Consider the following 17,470-nt stretch of genomic DNA (forward strand, 5'->3'; position numbering starts at 1 on the left):
GGCGGATTCCTTATTGTTTTATGTGTTCAGGGATAGCGGCAGGTCACCTCGGGCTGGTCATAGCCCAAGCTGTCCATTTCGTTGAAGGGGTGCAGGAAACCCTCTTGAGGCGAGGTACTGACCAGCGCACGCGGTTGCACGATGGGGATCGGCTGGCGCAGTTGGCCATTCCAGGGGCGATAACTGAGCTTGCGGCCCTTGAAACCATCCAGCGGCAGTTGCTCGCCCAGCAACAATTGACGGATCGCCATGGGGTCGGCCTGACGCAGCTTGCTGACGGCGCTGGCGACGCTGCGCACCGCCATCCAGGCGGCGAAGTCGCGGTCGTTCATCCAGCGCCCGGCCAGGGCTTCGAAGCGCTTTTGCAATTGCGCAGCGCCGTAGGTCTCCACGGTTTTGTGCCAGCCGGTGGGGGTCAGGCCCTGGGTGCCGGCCACCGGGCGTGGGTACCAGGTCTGGTAGGGCACGTATTCGCCGAAGTCGCCGCGCTCGTCGGCCACCAGTACCACGTCATAGTCATCCGCCTGGGTGAACAGCGGCATATCGGCCTGGGCGCTGCGGCGTTGATCGTTATCGAAACGCCAGGCTTTTTCCGCGACCCAGCGCACGCCGAAACGCTTGGCGGCGCGGCGCAGGGCGGCGGCATAGGCTTGGTCATCCTCGGTCGGGCCGACGATCAGCAGCGCCCGTTGCCATTTGCGCACCACCAGAAACTGCATCAGCGCATCGGCCAGCATCGCGCGGCTCGCCAGGCTGTGCAGTACGTTGCCCAGGCAGTCGGTACTGCGCAGGCGGTCATCGGGGCTGCCGGCGTTGAACAGCAGGCTGTCGGGCAATGCGGCGCTGAGTTGGCGCAGGCTGGCGGCGGGGGCGTTGACCACGAACAGGCGCAGGCCCTGGTCATGCTGGGCCTTGGCGGCGGCGAGCAGGGCCTCGGGCGTGTCGACCGTGGCGCTGGTGAGGCTGTAATGCTGGTTGAGAAAGGCGCCGGTGCTGTTGCTGTCGATGATCGCCAATTCAGCGCCGCGTTGCCCGGCGTCGGCGGGTTCGCCGATCACATTGGACAGCAACGGCCCCGGGTCGAGGCGATACCCCAGGTAACCGATGGGCACCGGCAACGGGGCCTCGGCGGCCTGGCTGCCAGGGGCACACACCATCGCCAGCAGGCAGATCACGGCGTAGGGGGCAAGCTGGCGCATAAGGCACTCCATGACAGGTAGCGCCAGCATAGAAAGCCCCGTTCCCCCTGCAAATATGCAGAAAGTACCGCTGAGCCAGTACCAAGGTAGTAGCCCGCAAGTCCGCCGAGGCCGGCAAGACGTCCCGCAGCGCCGCTGTTTCAGACATGCCCCACAAGCCCTACTACCAAGGGAGGAGGGCGCGGCCACCAAAGCAGCATACGGCCCGTGGCCCAGGGTTTTTAAGATGCCTGCCATAACCTCGAACCATGAGGTTTTGCGTGCAATCCTGAGGGCAAAAATAATGACAACAAAACGCAATGCCTTGCTCGTGGCCGGGCTGTTGGTCGGTGTGATCGCTGCCGGTTCCGCGCTGGCCCATGGCAATGTGGTGCCGCAAGCGGTGGAGACCAAAGGGCTGACGGCGATCAAGGATGCCGGGGTGGCGGTCGACGCTGACGGCTGGGCTGCCGTGAACCCTTATCGCACCTCGCCCGAGCACGATAAAGCCGTGGAGATCGGCGCCTCCGCCTACAACCAGAACTGCGCCGCGTGCCATGGGCTGGAAGCCAAGTCCGGTGGTATCGCGCCTGACCTGCGCCTGCTGGACGCCGGCGAGGCGGGGGATGAGTGGTTTGTCGAGCGCGTGCGCAATGGCGCAGTGCGTGACGGGCGGGTGTACATGCCGAAAATGGCCGACTACCTGAGCCAGGAGGCTTTGTGGGCGGTGCGCACTTACCTGGACTCCGTGCGCGTCGAGGAGTAAGCCATGCGCCTGTTCGCAGCGCTGCTGGGCCTGTGCTTGCTGTGCGGCCAGATCGCCCAGGCGCAGGTGCGCAGCTATGACCAGATCATCGCCGCGGGTGAGCTGAAAGTGGCGGTGTACAAAAACTTCGCCCCCTACAGCTTCGAACAGGGCACAACGCCGCGCGGGGTCGATGTGGAACTCGCGCAGGCGCTGGCCAAGGCCCTGGGCGTACGGTTGACGCTGATCTGGGCGCCCGCCGGGGAGAAGCTCGACGACGACCTGCGCGACTACATCTGGCGCGGCAGCCCGTTGCACCATCATCAATTGGCCGACCTGATGCTGCGTGCGCCCTACGATCACGACTATGCGCAAAGGCGCAACGACCAGGGCGAACTGGAAAACGGCCAGGTGGTGATGTTCGGCCCTTACCAGAACGAACAATGGCAGGTGGCCTATGACCGTCGGCGCCTGGACAGCGTCGCCAGTGTGGCGGTATTCGAACAGCACCCCATCGGCGTCGAAGTCGACAGCGTGCCGTCGTTCTACCTCACCTCGGTGTTCAACGGCATGCTCGCCGGCAAGACCCATCATTACCCGGGCGTACCCCAGGCCTTTGCGGCGATGAAGGCCGGGAAGGTCGACGCGGTGATGGCCATGCGCGGTGAAATCGATTGGCAGGTGCATGAGGCCCACGACCCGCAACTGGCTTTGGCTGAAAACGCCTACCCCAATATGGGCAAACAACGCTGGGAGATCGGCATGGCGGTGCATGAAAGCAACCGCCAGTTGGCCTATGCCGTGGAGGAGGCGTTGGAAGGCTTGATCCGCGACGGCTCGCTGCAAGCCATCTACCAGCATTACGGCCTGCGCTATGAAGTGCCCGAGATGTACCAATGAACTGGCGCCTGAGGCTGATGTTGGCGTGCTGGCTGCCGCTTGCGGCCCACGCCACGCAGGTGGACCCGGTGCCGTCGGTGATGTGGGCGTTTTATCAGCAGCAGTTCTTGGGCGATGCACCGTTCGTGTTCGACGAGCGGGTCAAGCTGCTGGCACCGCCGTTTGCCGAAGATGCGCGGCAGGTGCCACTGGAGATTGACGCCCGCGCCTTCAATGGCCACGTGGTGAACATCCTGGCTTGGGCCGAACTCAACCCGTTGCCGAAGATCGTCGACTTCCACCCCAAGGCCGGCGTATTGCCGTGGTTGTCGATCCGCATCCGTATCGAACAAGCCACGCCGCTGCGCGCGGCGGTGCTCACCGATGATGGCGTGTGGCATGTCGGCTCGGCCCTGATCGACGCGGCCGGTGGCGGTTGCACCGCACCCAGTGTGGTGCGCACCCAGCCAGGCTGGGAAGAGCATATCGGCGAGGTGCTGGGCGGGCGCTATCCGCGTGGTGAGTTCAGCCGCGTGCGCGTGCAGGTGGCACACCCGATGGACAATGGCCTGGTCAGCGGTATCCCGGAGTTTTATCTCAACCACGCCCAACTGCGCGACGCTCAGGACCAGGTACTGGCGGAGCTTGAGTTGTTCCCGGCGGTCAGCGAAAACCCCAACCTGGCATTCGACATCCAAAGGGCGGGGCCGACGCGCCTGCTGCTGCGGGACAACAGCGGCAACCAGATCGACGCCGCCATCCCCTGACCTCAAGGAGCGCGGTATGCGCTGGATACTGCTGTTTTGCCTGTGCCTGAGCCTGCCCGCGCTGGCGGATTTCGACTACGCGCTCAAGCCCCGTCTGATTGCCGACGACACTTGGCTGTTGGAAGGCAGCACCGACAACTTCAACAAGGCCAATGGCGGCAACATCGTCAACACCGCGTTCATCGTCACCGAAGCTGGCGTGGTAGTGATCGACACCGGGCCGTCCAGGCGCTACGGCGAAGCGCTGCGCCAGGCGATTGCCGGCGTCACCGCCAAACCGGTGATCCAGGTGCTGTTGACCCATCATCACCCCGACCATGCCTTGGGCAACCAGGCGTTCAAGTCCGTGCCGATCGGCGCCCTGGCCGACACCACGCGCTTGCTCCACGAGCAGGGCGATGGCATGGCTGAAAACCTCTATCGCCTGGTCGGTGACTGGATGCGCGGTACCGAAGTGCTGCTGCCTACCCAGGTGCTCGAACCGGGTGTGCTGAGCGTCGGCAGCCATGATCTGCGCTTGCTGGCGTTCACCGGGCATACCGGCGCGGACCTGGCGATCCTCGACAGCAAGACCGGTGTGCTGTTCGCCGGCGACCTGGTGTTCTACCAACGTGCGCTCACCACTCCCAACAGCCCGGGGCTGGCGGCCTGGCTGGCGGATATCGAACGTCTGCAGGCCTTGCCCTGGACCCTGCTGGTGCCCGGCCACGGCCCGGTCGCCGGCGATGCGCGACCCCTTGAGCAAATGCGCGACTACCTGACCTGGCTCGACCAGCTGCTGCGCGACGGCGCTGCACAGGGCAGCGAGATGGCCGAGCTGATCCGCAGCCCGATCCCCGAGCGTTTCGCCGCGATCAGCCTGAACCGCTACGAACTGATCCGCAGCGTCAGCCACCTGTACCCGCGTTACGAACGCGAGCAATTGCAACGGGTCGACACGCCGGCCCCGCTACTAAGGAACTAGCAATCTCGATACAGCGGTCAATTGTGACGGCGGCCGCTGCGCTCAAGAATCGCCGGCAGACCGGGAAAATTTCCCGGGTATAACAAAAAACCGCAGAGGTAGCCGTCATGACCCAACCCGCACGCCGCCAACCCTTCGCCTTGAGTGTGTTGCTCGGTGCCCTCCTGCTGGCCGGCCAGGCCCATGCCGCCGTGACCGATCAGGATATTCTCCAGGACCCGAAAAACCCCGGCCAGATCGTGACCAATGGCCTGGGCGTCCAGGGCCAGCGCTACAGCCCGCTCGATACGCTGAATGTCGACAACGTCAAAGACCTGCGCCCGGCCTGGGCGTTTTCCTTTGGTGGCGAGAAACAACGCGGGCAGCAGGCGCAGCCGATGGTCAAGGACGGGGTCATGTACCTCACCGGCTCCTACTCGCGGGTATTCGCGGTCGATGCGCGCACCGGCAAGAAACTCTGGCAATACGACGCGCGCCTGCCCGATGACATTCGCCCGTGCTGCGACGTGATCAACCGGGGCGTGGCACTGTATGGCGACCTGGTGTTCTTCGGCACGCTCGACGCCAAACTCGTGGCGCTGAACAAAGACACCGGCAAAGTGGTATGGAGTAAAAAAGTCGCCGATCACAAGGAAGGCTACTCCATCAGCGCCGCGCCCTTGGTGATCAACGGCAAGCTGATTACCGGCGTGGCCGGTGGCGAGTTCGGTGTGGTGGGCAAGATCGAAGCATATGACCCGAAAAACGGCGACCTGCTGTGGACCCGGCCCACGGTAGAAGGGCATATGGGCTACGTGTACAAGGACGGCAAGGCCGTGGAAAACGGCATTTCCGGCGGTGCGCCGGGCAAGACCTGGCCCGGTGACCTATGGAAAACCGGCGGCGCCGCGCCTTGGCTGGGCGGCTACTACGACCCGGAGACCAACCTGCTGCTGTTCGGCACCGGCAACCCGGCACCGTGGAACTCCCACCTGCGCCCCGGCGATAACCTCTATTCCTCTTCGCGCCTGGCGCTGAACCCGGATGACGGCAGCATCAAGTGGCATTTCCAGAGTACGCCGCATGACGGGTGGGACTTTGACGGCGTCAACGAATTGATCTCCTTCAACTACAGCGAAGGCGGCAAGGAAATCAAGGCGGCGGCCACCGCCGACCGCAACGGCTTCTTCTACGTGCTCGACCGTACCAACGGTAAATTCATCCGCGGCTTCCCGTTTGTCGACAAGATCACCTGGGCCAGCGGCCTGGATAAAGACGGACGGCCGATCTACAACGAAGCCAGCCGCCCCGGCGCCCCCGGCAGCGAAACCAAAGGCACCTCGGTGTTTGTCGCCCCGGCGTTCCTGGGGGCGAAGAACTGGATGCCGATGGCCTACAACCGCGACACCGGGCTGTTCTACGTGCCGTCCAACGAGTGGGGCATGGACATCTGGAACGAAGGCATCGCCTACAAGAAAGGCGCGGCGTTCCTCGGCGCGGGCTTCACCATCAAACCGCTGAATGAAGACTATATCGGCGTGCTGCGCGCCATCGACCCGAAAACCGGCAAGGAAGTCTGGCGCCACAAGAACTTCGCGCCGCTGTGGGGCGGGGTACTGACCACCAAGGGCAACCTGGTCTTCACCGGTACGCCGGAAGGCTTCCTGCAAGCCTTCAACGCCAAGACCGGGGAAAAAGTCTGGGAGTTCCAGACCGGCTCCGGCGTGCTCGGCTCACCTGTGACCTGGGAGATGGACGGCGAGCAGTACGTGTCGGTGCTCTCCGGCTGGGGCGGCGCGGTGCCGCTGTGGGGCGGCGAGGTGGCCAAGCGGGTCAAGGACTTCAACCAGGGCGGCATGCTCTGGACCTTCAAGCTCCCCAAGGAGTTGGTGGCCAAGCACTAGTTCTACGACCAAATGATCAGGGCCCTCCTGCCAACGGCGCATTCGCCCGGCAGCGAGGGCTCTTTACCATCGGTTCATCGCCTGTTGACCGACAGGCTCGGACCCCGACAGAGGCCTCATCATGATCTACGCACAACCTGGCACCCCCGGCGCTATCGTCACGTTCAAGCCGCGCTACGGCAATTACATCGGCGGCGAGTTCGTCGCGCCGCTCAAGGGTGAGTATTTCACCAACACCTCGCCGGTCACCGGTGAAGTGATCGCCGAATTCCCACGCTCCAGCGCCGCCGATGTCGACAAGGCCCTGGACGCGGCCCACGCCGCCGCCGATGCCTGGGGCAAAACCTCGGCCCAGGATCGTGCTTTGGTGCTGTTGAAAATCGCCGACCGTATTGAGCAACACCTCGAAGTGCTGGCCGTGGCCGAGACCTGGGACAACGGTAAGGCCGTGCGCGAAACCCTCAACGCCGACGTGCCCCTGGCCGCCGACCACTTCCGTTACTTCGCCGGTTGCATCCGCGCCCAGGAAGGCGGCGCCGCCGAGATCAACGAGCACACTGCGGCCTATCACTTCCACGAGCCGCTGGGCGTGGTCGGGCAGATCATTCCATGGAACTTCCCGCTGCTGATGGCCGCGTGGAAACTGGCACCGGCATTGGCGGCCGGTAACTGCATTGTGCTCAAACCTGCCGAGCAGACGCCGCTGTCGATCATGGTGTTCGCCGAGCTGATCGGCGACCTGCTGCCGCCGGGCGTGCTCAACATCGTGCAGGGTTTTGGACGCGAAGCGGGGGAGGCGCTGGCCACCAGCAAGCGCATCGCCAAGATCGCCTTCACCGGTTCCACCCCGGTGGGCGCGCACATCATGCATGCCGCCGCCGAGAACATCATCCCGTCCACCGTCGAGCTGGGCGGCAAGTCGCCGAACATCTTCTTTGAAGACATTATGAGCGCCGAGCCGGCCTTTATTGAAAAGGCCGCCGAAGGACTGGTGCTGGCGTTCTTCAACCAGGGCGAGGTGTGCACCTGCCCGTCGCGGGCGTTGGTGCAGGAGTCGATCTACGAGCCGTTCATGGCCGAGGTGATGAAGAAGATCGTCAAGATCAAGCGCGGCAACCCACTGGACACCGAAACCATGGTCGGCGCCCAGGCGTCGCAGCAGCAATACGACAAGATCCTGTCCTACCTGGAGATCGCCCAGCAAGAAGGCGCCGTACTGCTTACCGGCGGCGCGGCCGAGCGTCTGGAAGGAGACCTGTCCAGCGGCTATTACATCCAGCCGACCTTGCTCAAGGGGCACAACAAGATGCGCGTGTTCCAGGAGGAAATCTTCGGCCCGGTGGTGGGCGTGACCACTTTCAAGGACGAGGCCGAAGCACTGGCGATCGCCAACGACAGCGAATTCGGCCTGGGCGCCGGCCTGTGGACCCGCGACATCAACCGCGCCTACCGCATGGGCCGCGCGATCAAGGCCGGGCGGGTGTGGACCAACTGTTATCACCTGTACCCGGCGCATGCGGCGTTTGGCGGGTACAAGAAGTCGGGCGTGGGGCGTGAGAACCACAAGATGATGCTCGATCACTACCAGCAGACCAAAAACCTGTTGGTGAGCTACGACATCAATCCGCTGGGCTTCTTCTAACCCTCAAATTTGCAATGCAATTCATGGTGGGAGGGGGCTTGCTCCCGATAGCGGTGTGTCAGTGGCATAGGTGTTGACTGACACACTGCTATCGGGAGCAAGTCGAATCGTCGCACCGCCCCTCCCACATGGACCGTATTTCAATGTTGGGATTGGTCGGGGTAGTGGCATTGGGTCATGGCGGGCTCTGCATCTCCCATTTTGATTTTCCAGCATCCGCGACTAATGCACTGCAGCCGCTACTTCGAAAGTAGCATTCGCCGCCCACACCCCCCATGCATTAATGACCCCACCGGGATCTTCCGGCACAACAAGAGGACATGCCCATGTGGACTAAACCCGCGTTTACCGACCTGCGTATCGGCTTCGAAGTGACCATGTACTTCGCCAGCCGTTGATTCACCGCCGGCCAGCCTTGTGCTGGCCGGTGCTGTGTGGAGGATGCCCCTTTGGTCTGATTGCAATCGCAGCCGGATGGGTTAGTGTGGAGCGCATCTTCCAGAATAATAAAAACAGGCTTACCCATGAGCCAGACTCTGAGCCCGCTGCGTAAATTCGTTTCTCCTGAAATCATCTTTGGTGCCGGCTGCCGGCACAACGTCGGTAATTACGCCAAGACCTTCGGCGCACGCAAGGTGCTGGTGGTCAGCGACCCCGGCGTGATTGCCGCCGGTTGGGTGGCCGATGTCGAAGCCAGCCTGCAAGCGCTCGGCATCGATTACTGCCTGTACAGCGCCGTCTCGCCCAACCCCCGTGTCGAGGAAGTGATGCTCGGTGCCGAGGTGTACCGTGAACACCACTGTGACGTGATTGTCGCCATCGGCGGCGGTAGCCCGATGGACTGCGGCAAGGCCATCGGCATTGTGGTCGCCCACGGCCGTAGCATCCTAGATTTCGAAGGCGTGGATACCCTCCGCGTGCCCAGCCCGCCGCTGATCCTGATTCCGACCACCGCCGGCACCTCGGCGGATGTCTCGCAGTTCGTGATCATCTCCAATCAGCAGGAGCGCATGAAGTTCTCCATCGTCAGCAAGGCGGTGGTGCCGGATGTGTCGCTGATCGACCCGGAAACCACTGCCAGCATGGACCCGTTCCTGTCGGCCTGTACCGGCATTGACGCGTTGGTGCATGCCATCGAAGCGTTCGTCTCCACCGGCCACGGCCCGCTCACCGATCCTCACGCGTTGGAAGCGATGCGCCTGATCAACGGCAACCTGGTGCAGATGATCGCCAACCCCGGCGATATCGCCCTGCGCGAGAAGATCATGCTCGGCAGCATGCAGGCCGGGCTGGCGTTTTCCAATGCGATCCTCGGCGCGGTGCATGCCATGTCCCACAGCCTGGGCGGGTTTCTCGATTTGCCCCATGGCCTGTGCAACGCGGTGCTGGTGGAGCATGTGGTGGCGTTCAATTACAACTCGGCGCCGGAGCGATTCCAGGTGATCGCCGAGACGTTCGGGATCGACTGCCGGGGGCTCAACCATCGACAGATCTGCGGGCGCTTGGTGGACCATCTGATCGCGCTGAAACATGCGATTGGCTTCCACGAAACCCTGGGCCTGCATGGGGTGCGTGTGGCGGATATTCCGTTCCTGTCGCGCCATGCGATGCACGACCCCTGCATCCTCACCAACCCTCGGGAGTCGAGCCAGCGTGACGTCGAGGTCGTCTATGGCGAAGCTCTCTGACGACCAGCAGCGCGCCCTCGCCGGGTTGCTGGGCCTTGGCGACCAGTCGGCGCGCAAGAGCCATTACCCGGAACTCACTGCACGCCTGGATGAGCTGGAGGCCGAACGCAAGCGCTACATCCGTCTCAACGACGAGCTGGAGCAGCGGGTCGCCGCACGTACCGATGAGCTGCTGGAAGCCAACCACAACCTGCAACAGCAGATCGCCCAGCGCGAACGGATCGAACAGGACCTGCGCGACGCTCGCGACGCCGCCGAAGCCGCCAACCGCAGCAAGGACAAATACCTCGCCGCCGCCAGCCATGACCTGTTGCAGCCACTGAATGCCGCCCGTTTGTTGATCGCCACGTTGCGCGAACGGCAGTTGCCCAGCGTCGAGCAGGTGCTGGTGGAACGTACGCACCAGGCGCTGGAAGGCGCCGAGGACCTGCTGACTGACTTGCTCGATATCTCGCGCCTGGACCAGGCGGCGGTCAAGCCGGACATGGCCGTGTATCGGCTCGATGAGCTGTTTGCGCCGCTGGTTTCGGAGTTTCAGTCGGTGGCCCAGGCGTCGGGGCTGAACCTGCGGGTGCACACCGGCCGCTATGCGATCCGCAGCGACTTGCGGTTGTTGACGCGCATCTTGCGTAACTTCTTGAGCAATGCCTGCCGCTATACCGATGAGGGCTGCATCCTGCTCGGCGCGCGCCGCCGGGGCGATCGCCTGCGCCTCGAGGTGTGGGATACCGGGCGTGGTATTGCGGCGGACCGGCTGGAGGCGATCTTCCTGGAGTTCAACCAGCTCGACGTCGGCCGTGCGGCGGACCGCAAGGGCGTCGGGCTGGGCCTGGCGATTGTCGAGCGGATCGCCGAGATCCTCGGCCACCCGGTGGCGGTGCGGTCCTGGCCGGGGCGCGGTTCGATGTTCAGTATTGAGGTGCCGATGAGCGCCGAGATGCCTGCGGCAATCAGCCAACTGCCGGTGCAAGCGACGACCGGCAACCCGCTGCCGGGGCGGCGTTTACTGGTGATCGACAACGAAGTGAGCATCCTCGACAGCATGCGTGCATTGCTCGGCCAATGGGGCTGCGAAGTGCTGACCGCCACCGACCAGGCGGGCGCATTGCTGGCGTTGCAGGGCAGGGCGCCGGAGCTGATCCTGGCGGACTACCACCTGGACCATGGGGTGCTGGGGTGCGAGGTGGTCAAGCACCTGCGCGAGCATTTCGGGCAGAAGATTGCGGCGGTGATCATTACCGCCGACCGCACCGACCAATGCCGCCGCGCGTTGCGCCGGCTGGATGCGCCGTTGCTGAACAAGCCGGTCAAGCCGGGCAAGTTGCGCGCAGTGTTGAGCCAGTTATTGGCCTAGGGTGTTGATACCTGTCAACACGCCACGCGACGCTTTGCCTCATGCTCCAGGCCCGATCCAGAGGCCCGGAGCCGCCCATGAACGCCCCTGCTACAACCGCTGCATCCTTCAAGTTACCCCTGGGCCTGGTGGTCGCCGTATTGGTGATGGTCGGCGTGCTGTGGTTGCCGCTGCCGGCCGACCTGCCCGTGGCTGGGCAGCGCATGCTGGCGATCCTCGCGTTTGCCGTGGTGGTGTGGATCAGCGAAGCGGTGTCCTATGAAGCCAGCGCGATCATGATCACCTCGCTCATGGCGTTTTTGCTCGGCACCGCACCCTCGCTGCAAGACCCGACGCAGCTGATCGGCTCCAGCCCGGCCATCAGCATGGCGCTGACCGGCTTCTCCAACCCCGCGCTGGCGCTGGTGGCGGGCGCGTTGTTCATTGCGGCGGCGATGACCCACACCGGCCTGGACCGGCGCATTGCGTTGGTGACCCTGAGCCGCGTCGGCACCAGTACCCGGCGCATCCTGCTCGGCGCGATTGCCGTGACGATCCTGCTCAGCCTGGTGGTGCCCAGCGCCACGGCGCGCAGTGCCTGTGTGGTGCCGATCATGATGGGGGTGATCGCCGCCTTTGGCGTGGATAAACGCTCGAACATCGCCGCCGGCATCATGATCGTGGTGGCCCAGGGCACCAGCATCTGGAACGTCGGTATCCAGACCGCCGCGGCGCAGAACCTGCTGAGCGTCGGCTTCATGGACAAGATGCTCGGCCAGCGCGTGTCGTGGATCGACTGGCTGATCGCCGGCGCGCCGTGGGCGCTGATTATGTCGGCCGTGTTGTTGTACCTGGTGCTCAAGCTGCTGCCGCCGGAAACCGACAGCATCCCCGGCGGTAAAGAAGCGGTGGCGCAGTCGCTGCTGGACATCGGCCCCATGAGCGGCCCGCAGAAACGCTTGCTCGCCGTGTCGGTATTGCTGTTGTTGGCTTGGGCCACGGAAGGGCGCCTGCACAATTTCGACACCACCTCGACCACTTACGCCGGGCTGGTATGCCTGCTGTTGCCGGGCCTGGGCGTGATGACCTGGAAGGATGTGCAATCGCGCATTCCGTGGGGCACGGTGATTGTGTTCGGCGTGGGCATCAGCCTGGGCACGGCGCTGTTGACCACCCACGCCGGGCAATGGCTGGGTTCGCAGGTGGTGGCGCACACCGGGTTGGATCAGGTGGGGCCGCTGGGCGTGTTTGCGATTCTTGGCGCGTTCCTGATCCTGATCCATCTAGGCTTCGCCAGCGCCACGGCCCTGACCTCGGCGTTGTTGCCGATCCTGATTGCGGTGTTGCAGACCTTGCCGGGGGAGTTCAACCGGTTGGGGATGACCATGCTGCTGGGGTTTGTCATGAGCTATGGGTTTATCCTGCCGATCAATGCGCCGCAGAACATGGTGTGCCTGGGCACGGCGACGTTTACGGCCAGGCAATTCGCCAAGGTCGGGGTCTGGGTAACGCTGGTGGGGTATGGGTTGATGCTGGTATTTGCAGCGACTTACTGGAGTTGGCTAGGCTGGATCTGATCAGGAGTGCGCTTTATAGGCATCGAGCAGCCACAGACTGGCTGGAACCCCACCCCAAGATGGCAAGATGAGCGGCTCTCAGGTTTACTATCCCTGAGTCGTGCTTTTACCGACCTCAACCGTCGGTTCATCTAGGTCATCGAATGGACAAATACACCCCACACACCTGGGAACCCCACGAGCGCCCGAGCCTGCCCGGTTCGCCGTCGACACCGCTGCACCCCACCCACAGACGCTGGCTGTTCGCGCTGGTGGGCGTGCTGGTGGCAATCACCGGGGGGCTGGGGAATGCTCTGGTCATCGCCAACCTGCAATACCTGCAAGGCGCACTGGGGGCGACCACCGCCGAAATGGCCTGGCTGCCCGCCGCCTATGTGATGACCAACGTGTGCATGAACCTGCTGCTGGTGAAGTTCCGCCAGCAGTTCGGCCTGCGCGCGTTCACCGAAGTGTTCCTGGTGCTGTATGCGCTGGTGACTTTCGGCCACTTGTTCGTCAACGACCTCAGTTCGGCCATTGCGGTGCGGGCGGCGCACGGCATGGTCGGCGCGGCGCTGAGTTCCCTGGGGTTGTACTACATGATCCAGGCATTCCCGGCCAAGTGGCGCCTCAAAGCCCTGGTCCTGGGGTTGGGCACCGCGCAGTTGGCCTTGCCGCTGGCGCGACTGTTCTCCGAAGACTTGCTGCAGATTGCCGAGTGGCGCGGCCTGTACCTGTTCGAGCTGGGCTTGGCGCTGATCTGCCTGGGCTGCGTGTTCCTGCTCAAGCTGCCACCGGGCGACCGTTTCAAGACCTTTGAAAAACTCGACTTCCTCACCTTCGCCATCCTCGCCAGCGGCGTGGCGCTGCTGTGCGCGGTGTTGTCCCTGGGCCGTATCGACTGGTGGCTGGAAGCGCCGTGGATCGGCATCGCCTCGGCCGCCTCGCTGATACTGATCATGGCTGGCCTGGCCATCGAACATAACCGCGCCAACCCGATGCTGATGACCCGCTGGCTGGGCAGCGGCACCATGATTCGCCTGGCGCTGGCGGTGATCCTGATTCGCATGGTGCTGTCCGAACAGTCCACCGGTGCGGTGGGGTTCATGCAGATGTTGAACATGAGCTACCAACAGATGCACACGCTGTATGTGGTCATGCTGGCCGGAGCGATTGCCGGGCTGGTGGTCAGCGCGTTGACGATCAACCCCGCGCACCTGCTGATGCCGCTGGTGATTTCCTTGGCGCTGATGGCCACGGGGTCGGTGATGGACAGTTTTTCCAGCAACCTGACCCGGCCGCAGAACCTGTATATCAGTCAGTTCCTGCTGGGCTTTGGCGGTACGTTCTTCCTGGGGCCGACCATGGTGCTGGGCACGAAGAACGTGCTGACCAACCCGCGCAACCTGGTGAGTTTTTCGGTGATGTTCGGCATTTGCCAGAACCTCGGCGGCCTGATCGGCGCAGCGTTGCTCGGCACCTTCCAGATCGTGCGCGAAAAGTATCATTCAAGCATGATCGTCGAGCACTTGACCTTGCTCGACCCCCGCGTGGCCGCACGGGTACAGAGCGGCGGTTCGGCCTATGGCGGTATCGTCGCCGACCCGGAATTGCGTAACCTGATGGGCATCCGCAGCCTCGCCACGGCCGCGACCCGGGAGGCGAACGTAATGGCTTACAACGATGTCTTCATGCTGATCGCGATCATCGCGATACTGACCATGACCTGGATCTTTTTGCGCAGCCTATGGCTGATGAGCACCACCCGAGCAGCCACTCCTCCCGTTCAACCCAGCGGCGTTTCTTCATGACCGATTCGACAACCACGACCACCAACGCCATTGCCTCGACCCCGGAAGGCAGCACCCCACCGGGCTCGACCATTACCGAACCGCGCTCGTTGCGGGTGCGCATCGTCTCTTCGCTGGGCTTTGCCGCGATTGCCATCGTCGGTGTGCTGATCGTGTTGTATGCCTGGCAATTGCCGCCGTTCAGCAGCGCCGTGGAGACCACTGAAAATGCGTTGGTGCGCGGCCAAGTGACGATCATCGGCCCGCAACTGAGCGGTTATGTATTCGAAGTGCCGGTGCAGGACTTCCAGTACGTGAAAGCCGGCGACCTGCTGGTGCGCTTGGACGACCGCATCTACAAGCAGCGCCTCGACCAGGCACTGGCCCAACTGGCGGTACAGAAAGCCGCGTTGGCCAATGTAGTGCAGCAGCGCAACAGCGCCGAAGCCACCATCAAGCTGCGCCAGGCCGCGTTGGCGGATAGCCAGGCGCAGTCGCGCAAGAGCATTGCTGACCTGCGCCGCAATGAAGAACTGATCGGCGACGGTTCCGTGTCCAAGCGCGAGCTGGACGTGACCCGTGCGGCGAACGCGCAGACGATCGCCTCGGTGGCCCAAGCCCAGGCCAGCCTGGAAATTGCCCGGCAGGATCTGCAAACCGTGATCGTCAATCGCGGTTCCCTGGAGGCCGCCGTGGCCAGTGCCGAGGCGGCGGTGGAGCTGGCGCGCATCGACCTGTCCAACACCCGCATCACCGCGCCGCGTGATGGCCAGTTGGGGCAGATTGGCGTGCGCCTTGGCGCCTATGTCAATTCCGGCGCGCAGTTGATGGCCCTGGTGCCCCCGCAGTTGTGGGTGATCGCCAATATGAAAGAAACCCAGATGGACAACGTGCAGGTCGGCCAGCCGGTGACCTTCACCGTGGATGCGCTGAACCACCGCAAGTTTCATGGCACTGTGCAGCATATTTCCCCGGCGACCGGTTCGGAGTTCAGCCTGTTGCAGGCCGATAACGCCACCGGCAACTTCGTCAAGATCGCCCAGCGCGTGCCGGTGCGGATCACGGTCGACCCCGACCAGGCCGAGAGCGAGCGGCTGCGGCCGGGGTTGTCGGTGGTCGTCAGTATCGACACCGCGGGGCGCTTGAAAAACAGCCCGCCTTGAGACCACGCCGCTCAACAGGTGCCAGCGTCACCCAGGCTTGCGACACGCAAACGTAGGTTCGGGTAACCCCTGGGCACCGGGGTTGAGGGCGAACACGCCGCCGGCCAGGGACTGCTCGCTGTGGTCGTCACGAATCGAGGTGACGAACAAGGTGTCCAGGCGACTGCCGCCGAACGCGCACATGCTGGGTTTTTTCACCGGCACGCTGAGCGAGCGGTCGAGGCGGCCCTCGGGGGTGAAACGGTGGACCAGTCCTGCGTCGTTGGCGCAGATCCAATAGCAGCCGTCGGCGTCGACGGCCGCGCCGTCGGGGCGGCCGGGGTGCGCGTGCATGTCGATGAACACGCGGCGATTGGACGGTGTGCCGCTCTCCAGATCGTAATCGAACGCCCAGACCTGCTGCACCGACGGGTGCGAGTCCGAGGCATACATCGTGCGCCCATCGGGGCTGAAGGCCAGGCCGTTGAGGGTGATAAACCCGCTTAGCTGAGCCTGCGGCGTTGCACCTGCGGCGAAGCGATAAAGAGTGCCTTCGGCGGCCCCAAGGCCCATGTCCAAGACCATGCTGCCGGCCCAGAAGCGGCCCTGGCGATCACAGCGGCCATCGTTCAGGCGCATGTCCGCGCGCGGGTGTTCGACGGTCGCCAAGGGGGTGGTGTCGAGGCTGCCGTCGTTGTGCGGGGTGAGTTGGAAAAACCCGGTTTGCATGCCGGCAACCCAGTTGCCGGCGTCGCTACGTGCGATGCAGGCAAGCATTTGCGGGGCTTTCCAGGCCGCGAGGTGGCCGGTGGCGGCGCTCCAGCGTTGCAGGCCGCCGTTGGGAATATCGACCCAATACAGCGCCTGTTCCTCGGGTACCCAGACTGGGCATTCGCCCACGGTGTTGCGGGCGTCGACGATCAATTCAGCGGGCATGGTTCAGTCACCGAAGGGGCCGGCCGCGCAAAACGCACCGCCTTGGTAGACCTTGGCCGGGTCGTTTTCAGCCACGGGTGGCTGGGTTTCGACCTGGGCGCGGAACACTTCGGAGCTGTCCTTGGGCACAAAGCCCAGGTGCGCGGCGTAGCGGTTGTCCCACCAGGTGTCGAGGTTATCCGACATGCCGTACACCACGGTATGGCCGACGTTGGGGGTGTAGAGCGCACGTTCCAGCAGTTGCGTGAGGTCGTCGAAGCTCAGCCAGGTGTGCATCATCCGGCGGTTTTGCGGTTCGGGGAACGAGGAGCCGATACGGATGCTCACGGTCTCGATGCCGTAACGGTCGAAGTAAAAACTGGCCAGGTCTTCGCCGTAGGATTTGGACAGACCGTAGTAGCTGTCCGGGCGGCGAGGGGAGTGGGCGTCGAGGATTTCGCCTTGTTTGTGGAAGCCGATCACATGGTTGGAACTGGCGAAGACCACGCGCTTCACGCCGTGGCGGCGGGCGGCTTCGTAGATGTGGAAAGTCCCGCAGATGTTGGCGCCGAGTACCTCTTCAAAGGCGCGCTCCACCGACACGCCGCCAAAATGCAGGATCGCGTCGACACCTTCGACCAACTGATGCACGGCGTGTTTGTCGGCGAGGTCACAGGGTTGCACTTCTTCAGACGCGTCGGCGGCCGGGGCCATCGGGGCGATGTCCGACAGGCGCAACACCCGGGCATAGGGGCGCAGGCGTTCACGCAGGACTTTGCCCAAGCCACCGGCGGCGCCGGTGAGCAGCAGGCGGTTGAAGGGTGTGGGCGAGGTGATTGTGGTCATGTGGATTCCATTATTGTTGTAGGTTGTCGTATGACTTGTCTCGAGTATCCTTACGCTCCCCCCAGCTTGTCAACCCGACCTGTGGGAGGGGGCTTGCTCCCGATAGCGGTCTATCAACGATGCTTGCGGTGGATGACACACC

At 63.7% G+C, this 17,470-nt stretch carries 15 protein-coding genes; 12 read left to right on the forward strand and 3 right to left on the reverse strand.

The features are described from left to right. Positions 1-26 precede the first annotated feature (26 nt). Entirely contained in the window at positions 27-1,199 is a 1,173-nt protein-coding gene (locus ACQRBV_RS18015) for an ABC transporter substrate-binding protein (RefSeq protein WP_060756792.1), read from the reverse strand. A gap of 283 nt (positions 1,200-1,482) precedes the next feature. Here ACQRBV_RS18015 and pedF point away from each other — a divergent pair, with 283 nt between their 5' ends. The 12 genes from pedF (at position 1,483) to ACQRBV_RS18075 (ending at position 15,588) form a co-directional block, all read left to right on the forward strand. After that, on the forward strand, positions 1,483-1,944 hold the full coding sequence (pedF, locus tag ACQRBV_RS18020) for a cytochrome c-550 PedF (protein WP_060756791.1): 462 nt from the start codon (positions 1,483-1,485) through the stop codon (positions 1,942-1,944). A gap of 3 nt (positions 1,945-1,947) precedes the next feature. Continuing rightward, positions 1,948-2,823 carry a substrate-binding periplasmic protein gene (locus ACQRBV_RS18025; protein ID WP_060756790.1) on the forward strand — a complete coding sequence of 292 codons (876 nt, stop codon included), beginning with the start codon at positions 1,948-1,950 and terminating at the stop codon, positions 2,821-2,823. Beyond that, the gene (locus ACQRBV_RS18030) at positions 2,820-3,569 is read left to right on the forward strand and encodes a quinoprotein dehydrogenase-associated SoxYZ-like carrier (protein WP_060756789.1); all 750 of its coding nucleotides are present in this window, start codon (positions 2,820-2,822) and stop codon (positions 3,567-3,569) included. Before ACQRBV_RS18025 ends, ACQRBV_RS18030 begins: the two co-directional genes overlap by 4 nt. 16 nt (positions 3,570-3,585) lie before the next feature. Further along, positions 3,586-4,533 (forward strand): quinoprotein relay system zinc metallohydrolase 1, encoded by a 948-nt coding sequence (locus ACQRBV_RS18035; protein WP_060756788.1) that lies wholly within the window; start codon positions 3,586-3,588, stop codon positions 4,531-4,533. A gap of 107 nt (positions 4,534-4,640) precedes the next feature. Then, entirely contained in the window at positions 4,641-6,416 is a 1,776-nt protein-coding gene (locus tag ACQRBV_RS18040) for a PQQ-dependent methanol/ethanol family dehydrogenase (protein WP_060756787.1), read from the forward strand. A gap of 121 nt (positions 6,417-6,537) precedes the next feature. Then, on the forward strand, positions 6,538-8,058 hold the full coding sequence (gene exaC / locus ACQRBV_RS18045) for an acetaldehyde dehydrogenase ExaC (protein WP_411985049.1): 1,521 nt from the start codon (positions 6,538-6,540) through the stop codon (positions 8,056-8,058). A 326-nt stretch (positions 8,059-8,384) separates the two neighbouring features. Beyond that, on the forward strand, positions 8,385-8,456 hold the full coding sequence (gene pqqA, locus ACQRBV_RS18050) for a pyrroloquinoline quinone precursor peptide PqqA (RefSeq protein ID WP_010209364.1): 72 nt from the start codon (positions 8,385-8,387) through the stop codon (positions 8,454-8,456). A 126-nt stretch (positions 8,457-8,582) separates the two neighbouring features. Beyond that, on the forward strand, positions 8,583-9,746 hold the full coding sequence (gene ercA / locus ACQRBV_RS18055; RefSeq protein ID WP_104994217.1) for an alcohol dehydrogenase-like regulatory protein ErcA: 1,164 nt from the start codon (positions 8,583-8,585) through the stop codon (positions 9,744-9,746). Next, positions 9,730-11,100: an ATP-binding response regulator gene (locus tag ACQRBV_RS18060; protein ID WP_060756784.1), complete on the forward strand. Its 1,371-nt coding sequence runs from the start codon at positions 9,730-9,732 to the stop codon at positions 11,098-11,100. The genes ercA and ACQRBV_RS18060 overlap by 17 nt, the downstream gene beginning before the upstream one ends. A gap of 77 nt (positions 11,101-11,177) precedes the next feature. Next, a complete protein-coding gene (locus tag ACQRBV_RS18065) occupies positions 11,178-12,656 on the forward strand; it encodes a DASS family sodium-coupled anion symporter (RefSeq protein WP_411985050.1) in 1,479 nt (492 codons plus the stop codon). 143 nt (positions 12,657-12,799) lie between these two features. Continuing rightward, positions 12,800-14,446, forward strand: a complete 1,647-nt coding sequence (locus tag ACQRBV_RS18070; RefSeq protein ID WP_411985051.1) for an MFS transporter — start codon at positions 12,800-12,802, stop codon at positions 14,444-14,446. Next, complete coding sequence (locus tag ACQRBV_RS18075) at positions 14,443-15,588, forward strand: HlyD family secretion protein (RefSeq protein ID WP_411985052.1); 1,146 nt, start codon at positions 14,443-14,445, stop codon at positions 15,586-15,588. The genes ACQRBV_RS18070 and ACQRBV_RS18075 overlap by 4 nt, the downstream gene beginning before the upstream one ends. 27 nt (positions 15,589-15,615) lie before the next feature. On the opposite strand, the gene ACQRBV_RS18080 is transcribed toward ACQRBV_RS18075, so the two are convergent. Both ACQRBV_RS18080 and ACQRBV_RS18085 read right to left on the reverse strand, forming a co-directional pair. Further along, positions 15,616-16,503: an SMP-30/gluconolactonase/LRE family protein gene (locus ACQRBV_RS18080; protein WP_411985053.1), complete on the reverse strand. Its 888-nt coding sequence runs from the start codon at positions 16,501-16,503 to the stop codon at positions 15,616-15,618. 3 nt (positions 16,504-16,506) lie between these two features. Beyond that, positions 16,507-17,328, reverse strand: a complete 822-nt coding sequence (locus tag ACQRBV_RS18085) for an NAD-dependent epimerase/dehydratase family protein (protein WP_244699633.1) — start codon at positions 17,326-17,328, stop codon at positions 16,507-16,509. Between the last annotated feature and the right edge of the window lie 142 nt (positions 17,329-17,470).

Source organism: Pseudomonas sp. R11F, from assembly GCF_050312575.1.
GTDB lineage: Bacteria > Pseudomonadota > Gammaproteobacteria > Pseudomonadales > Pseudomonadaceae > Aquipseudomonas > Aquipseudomonas palleroniana.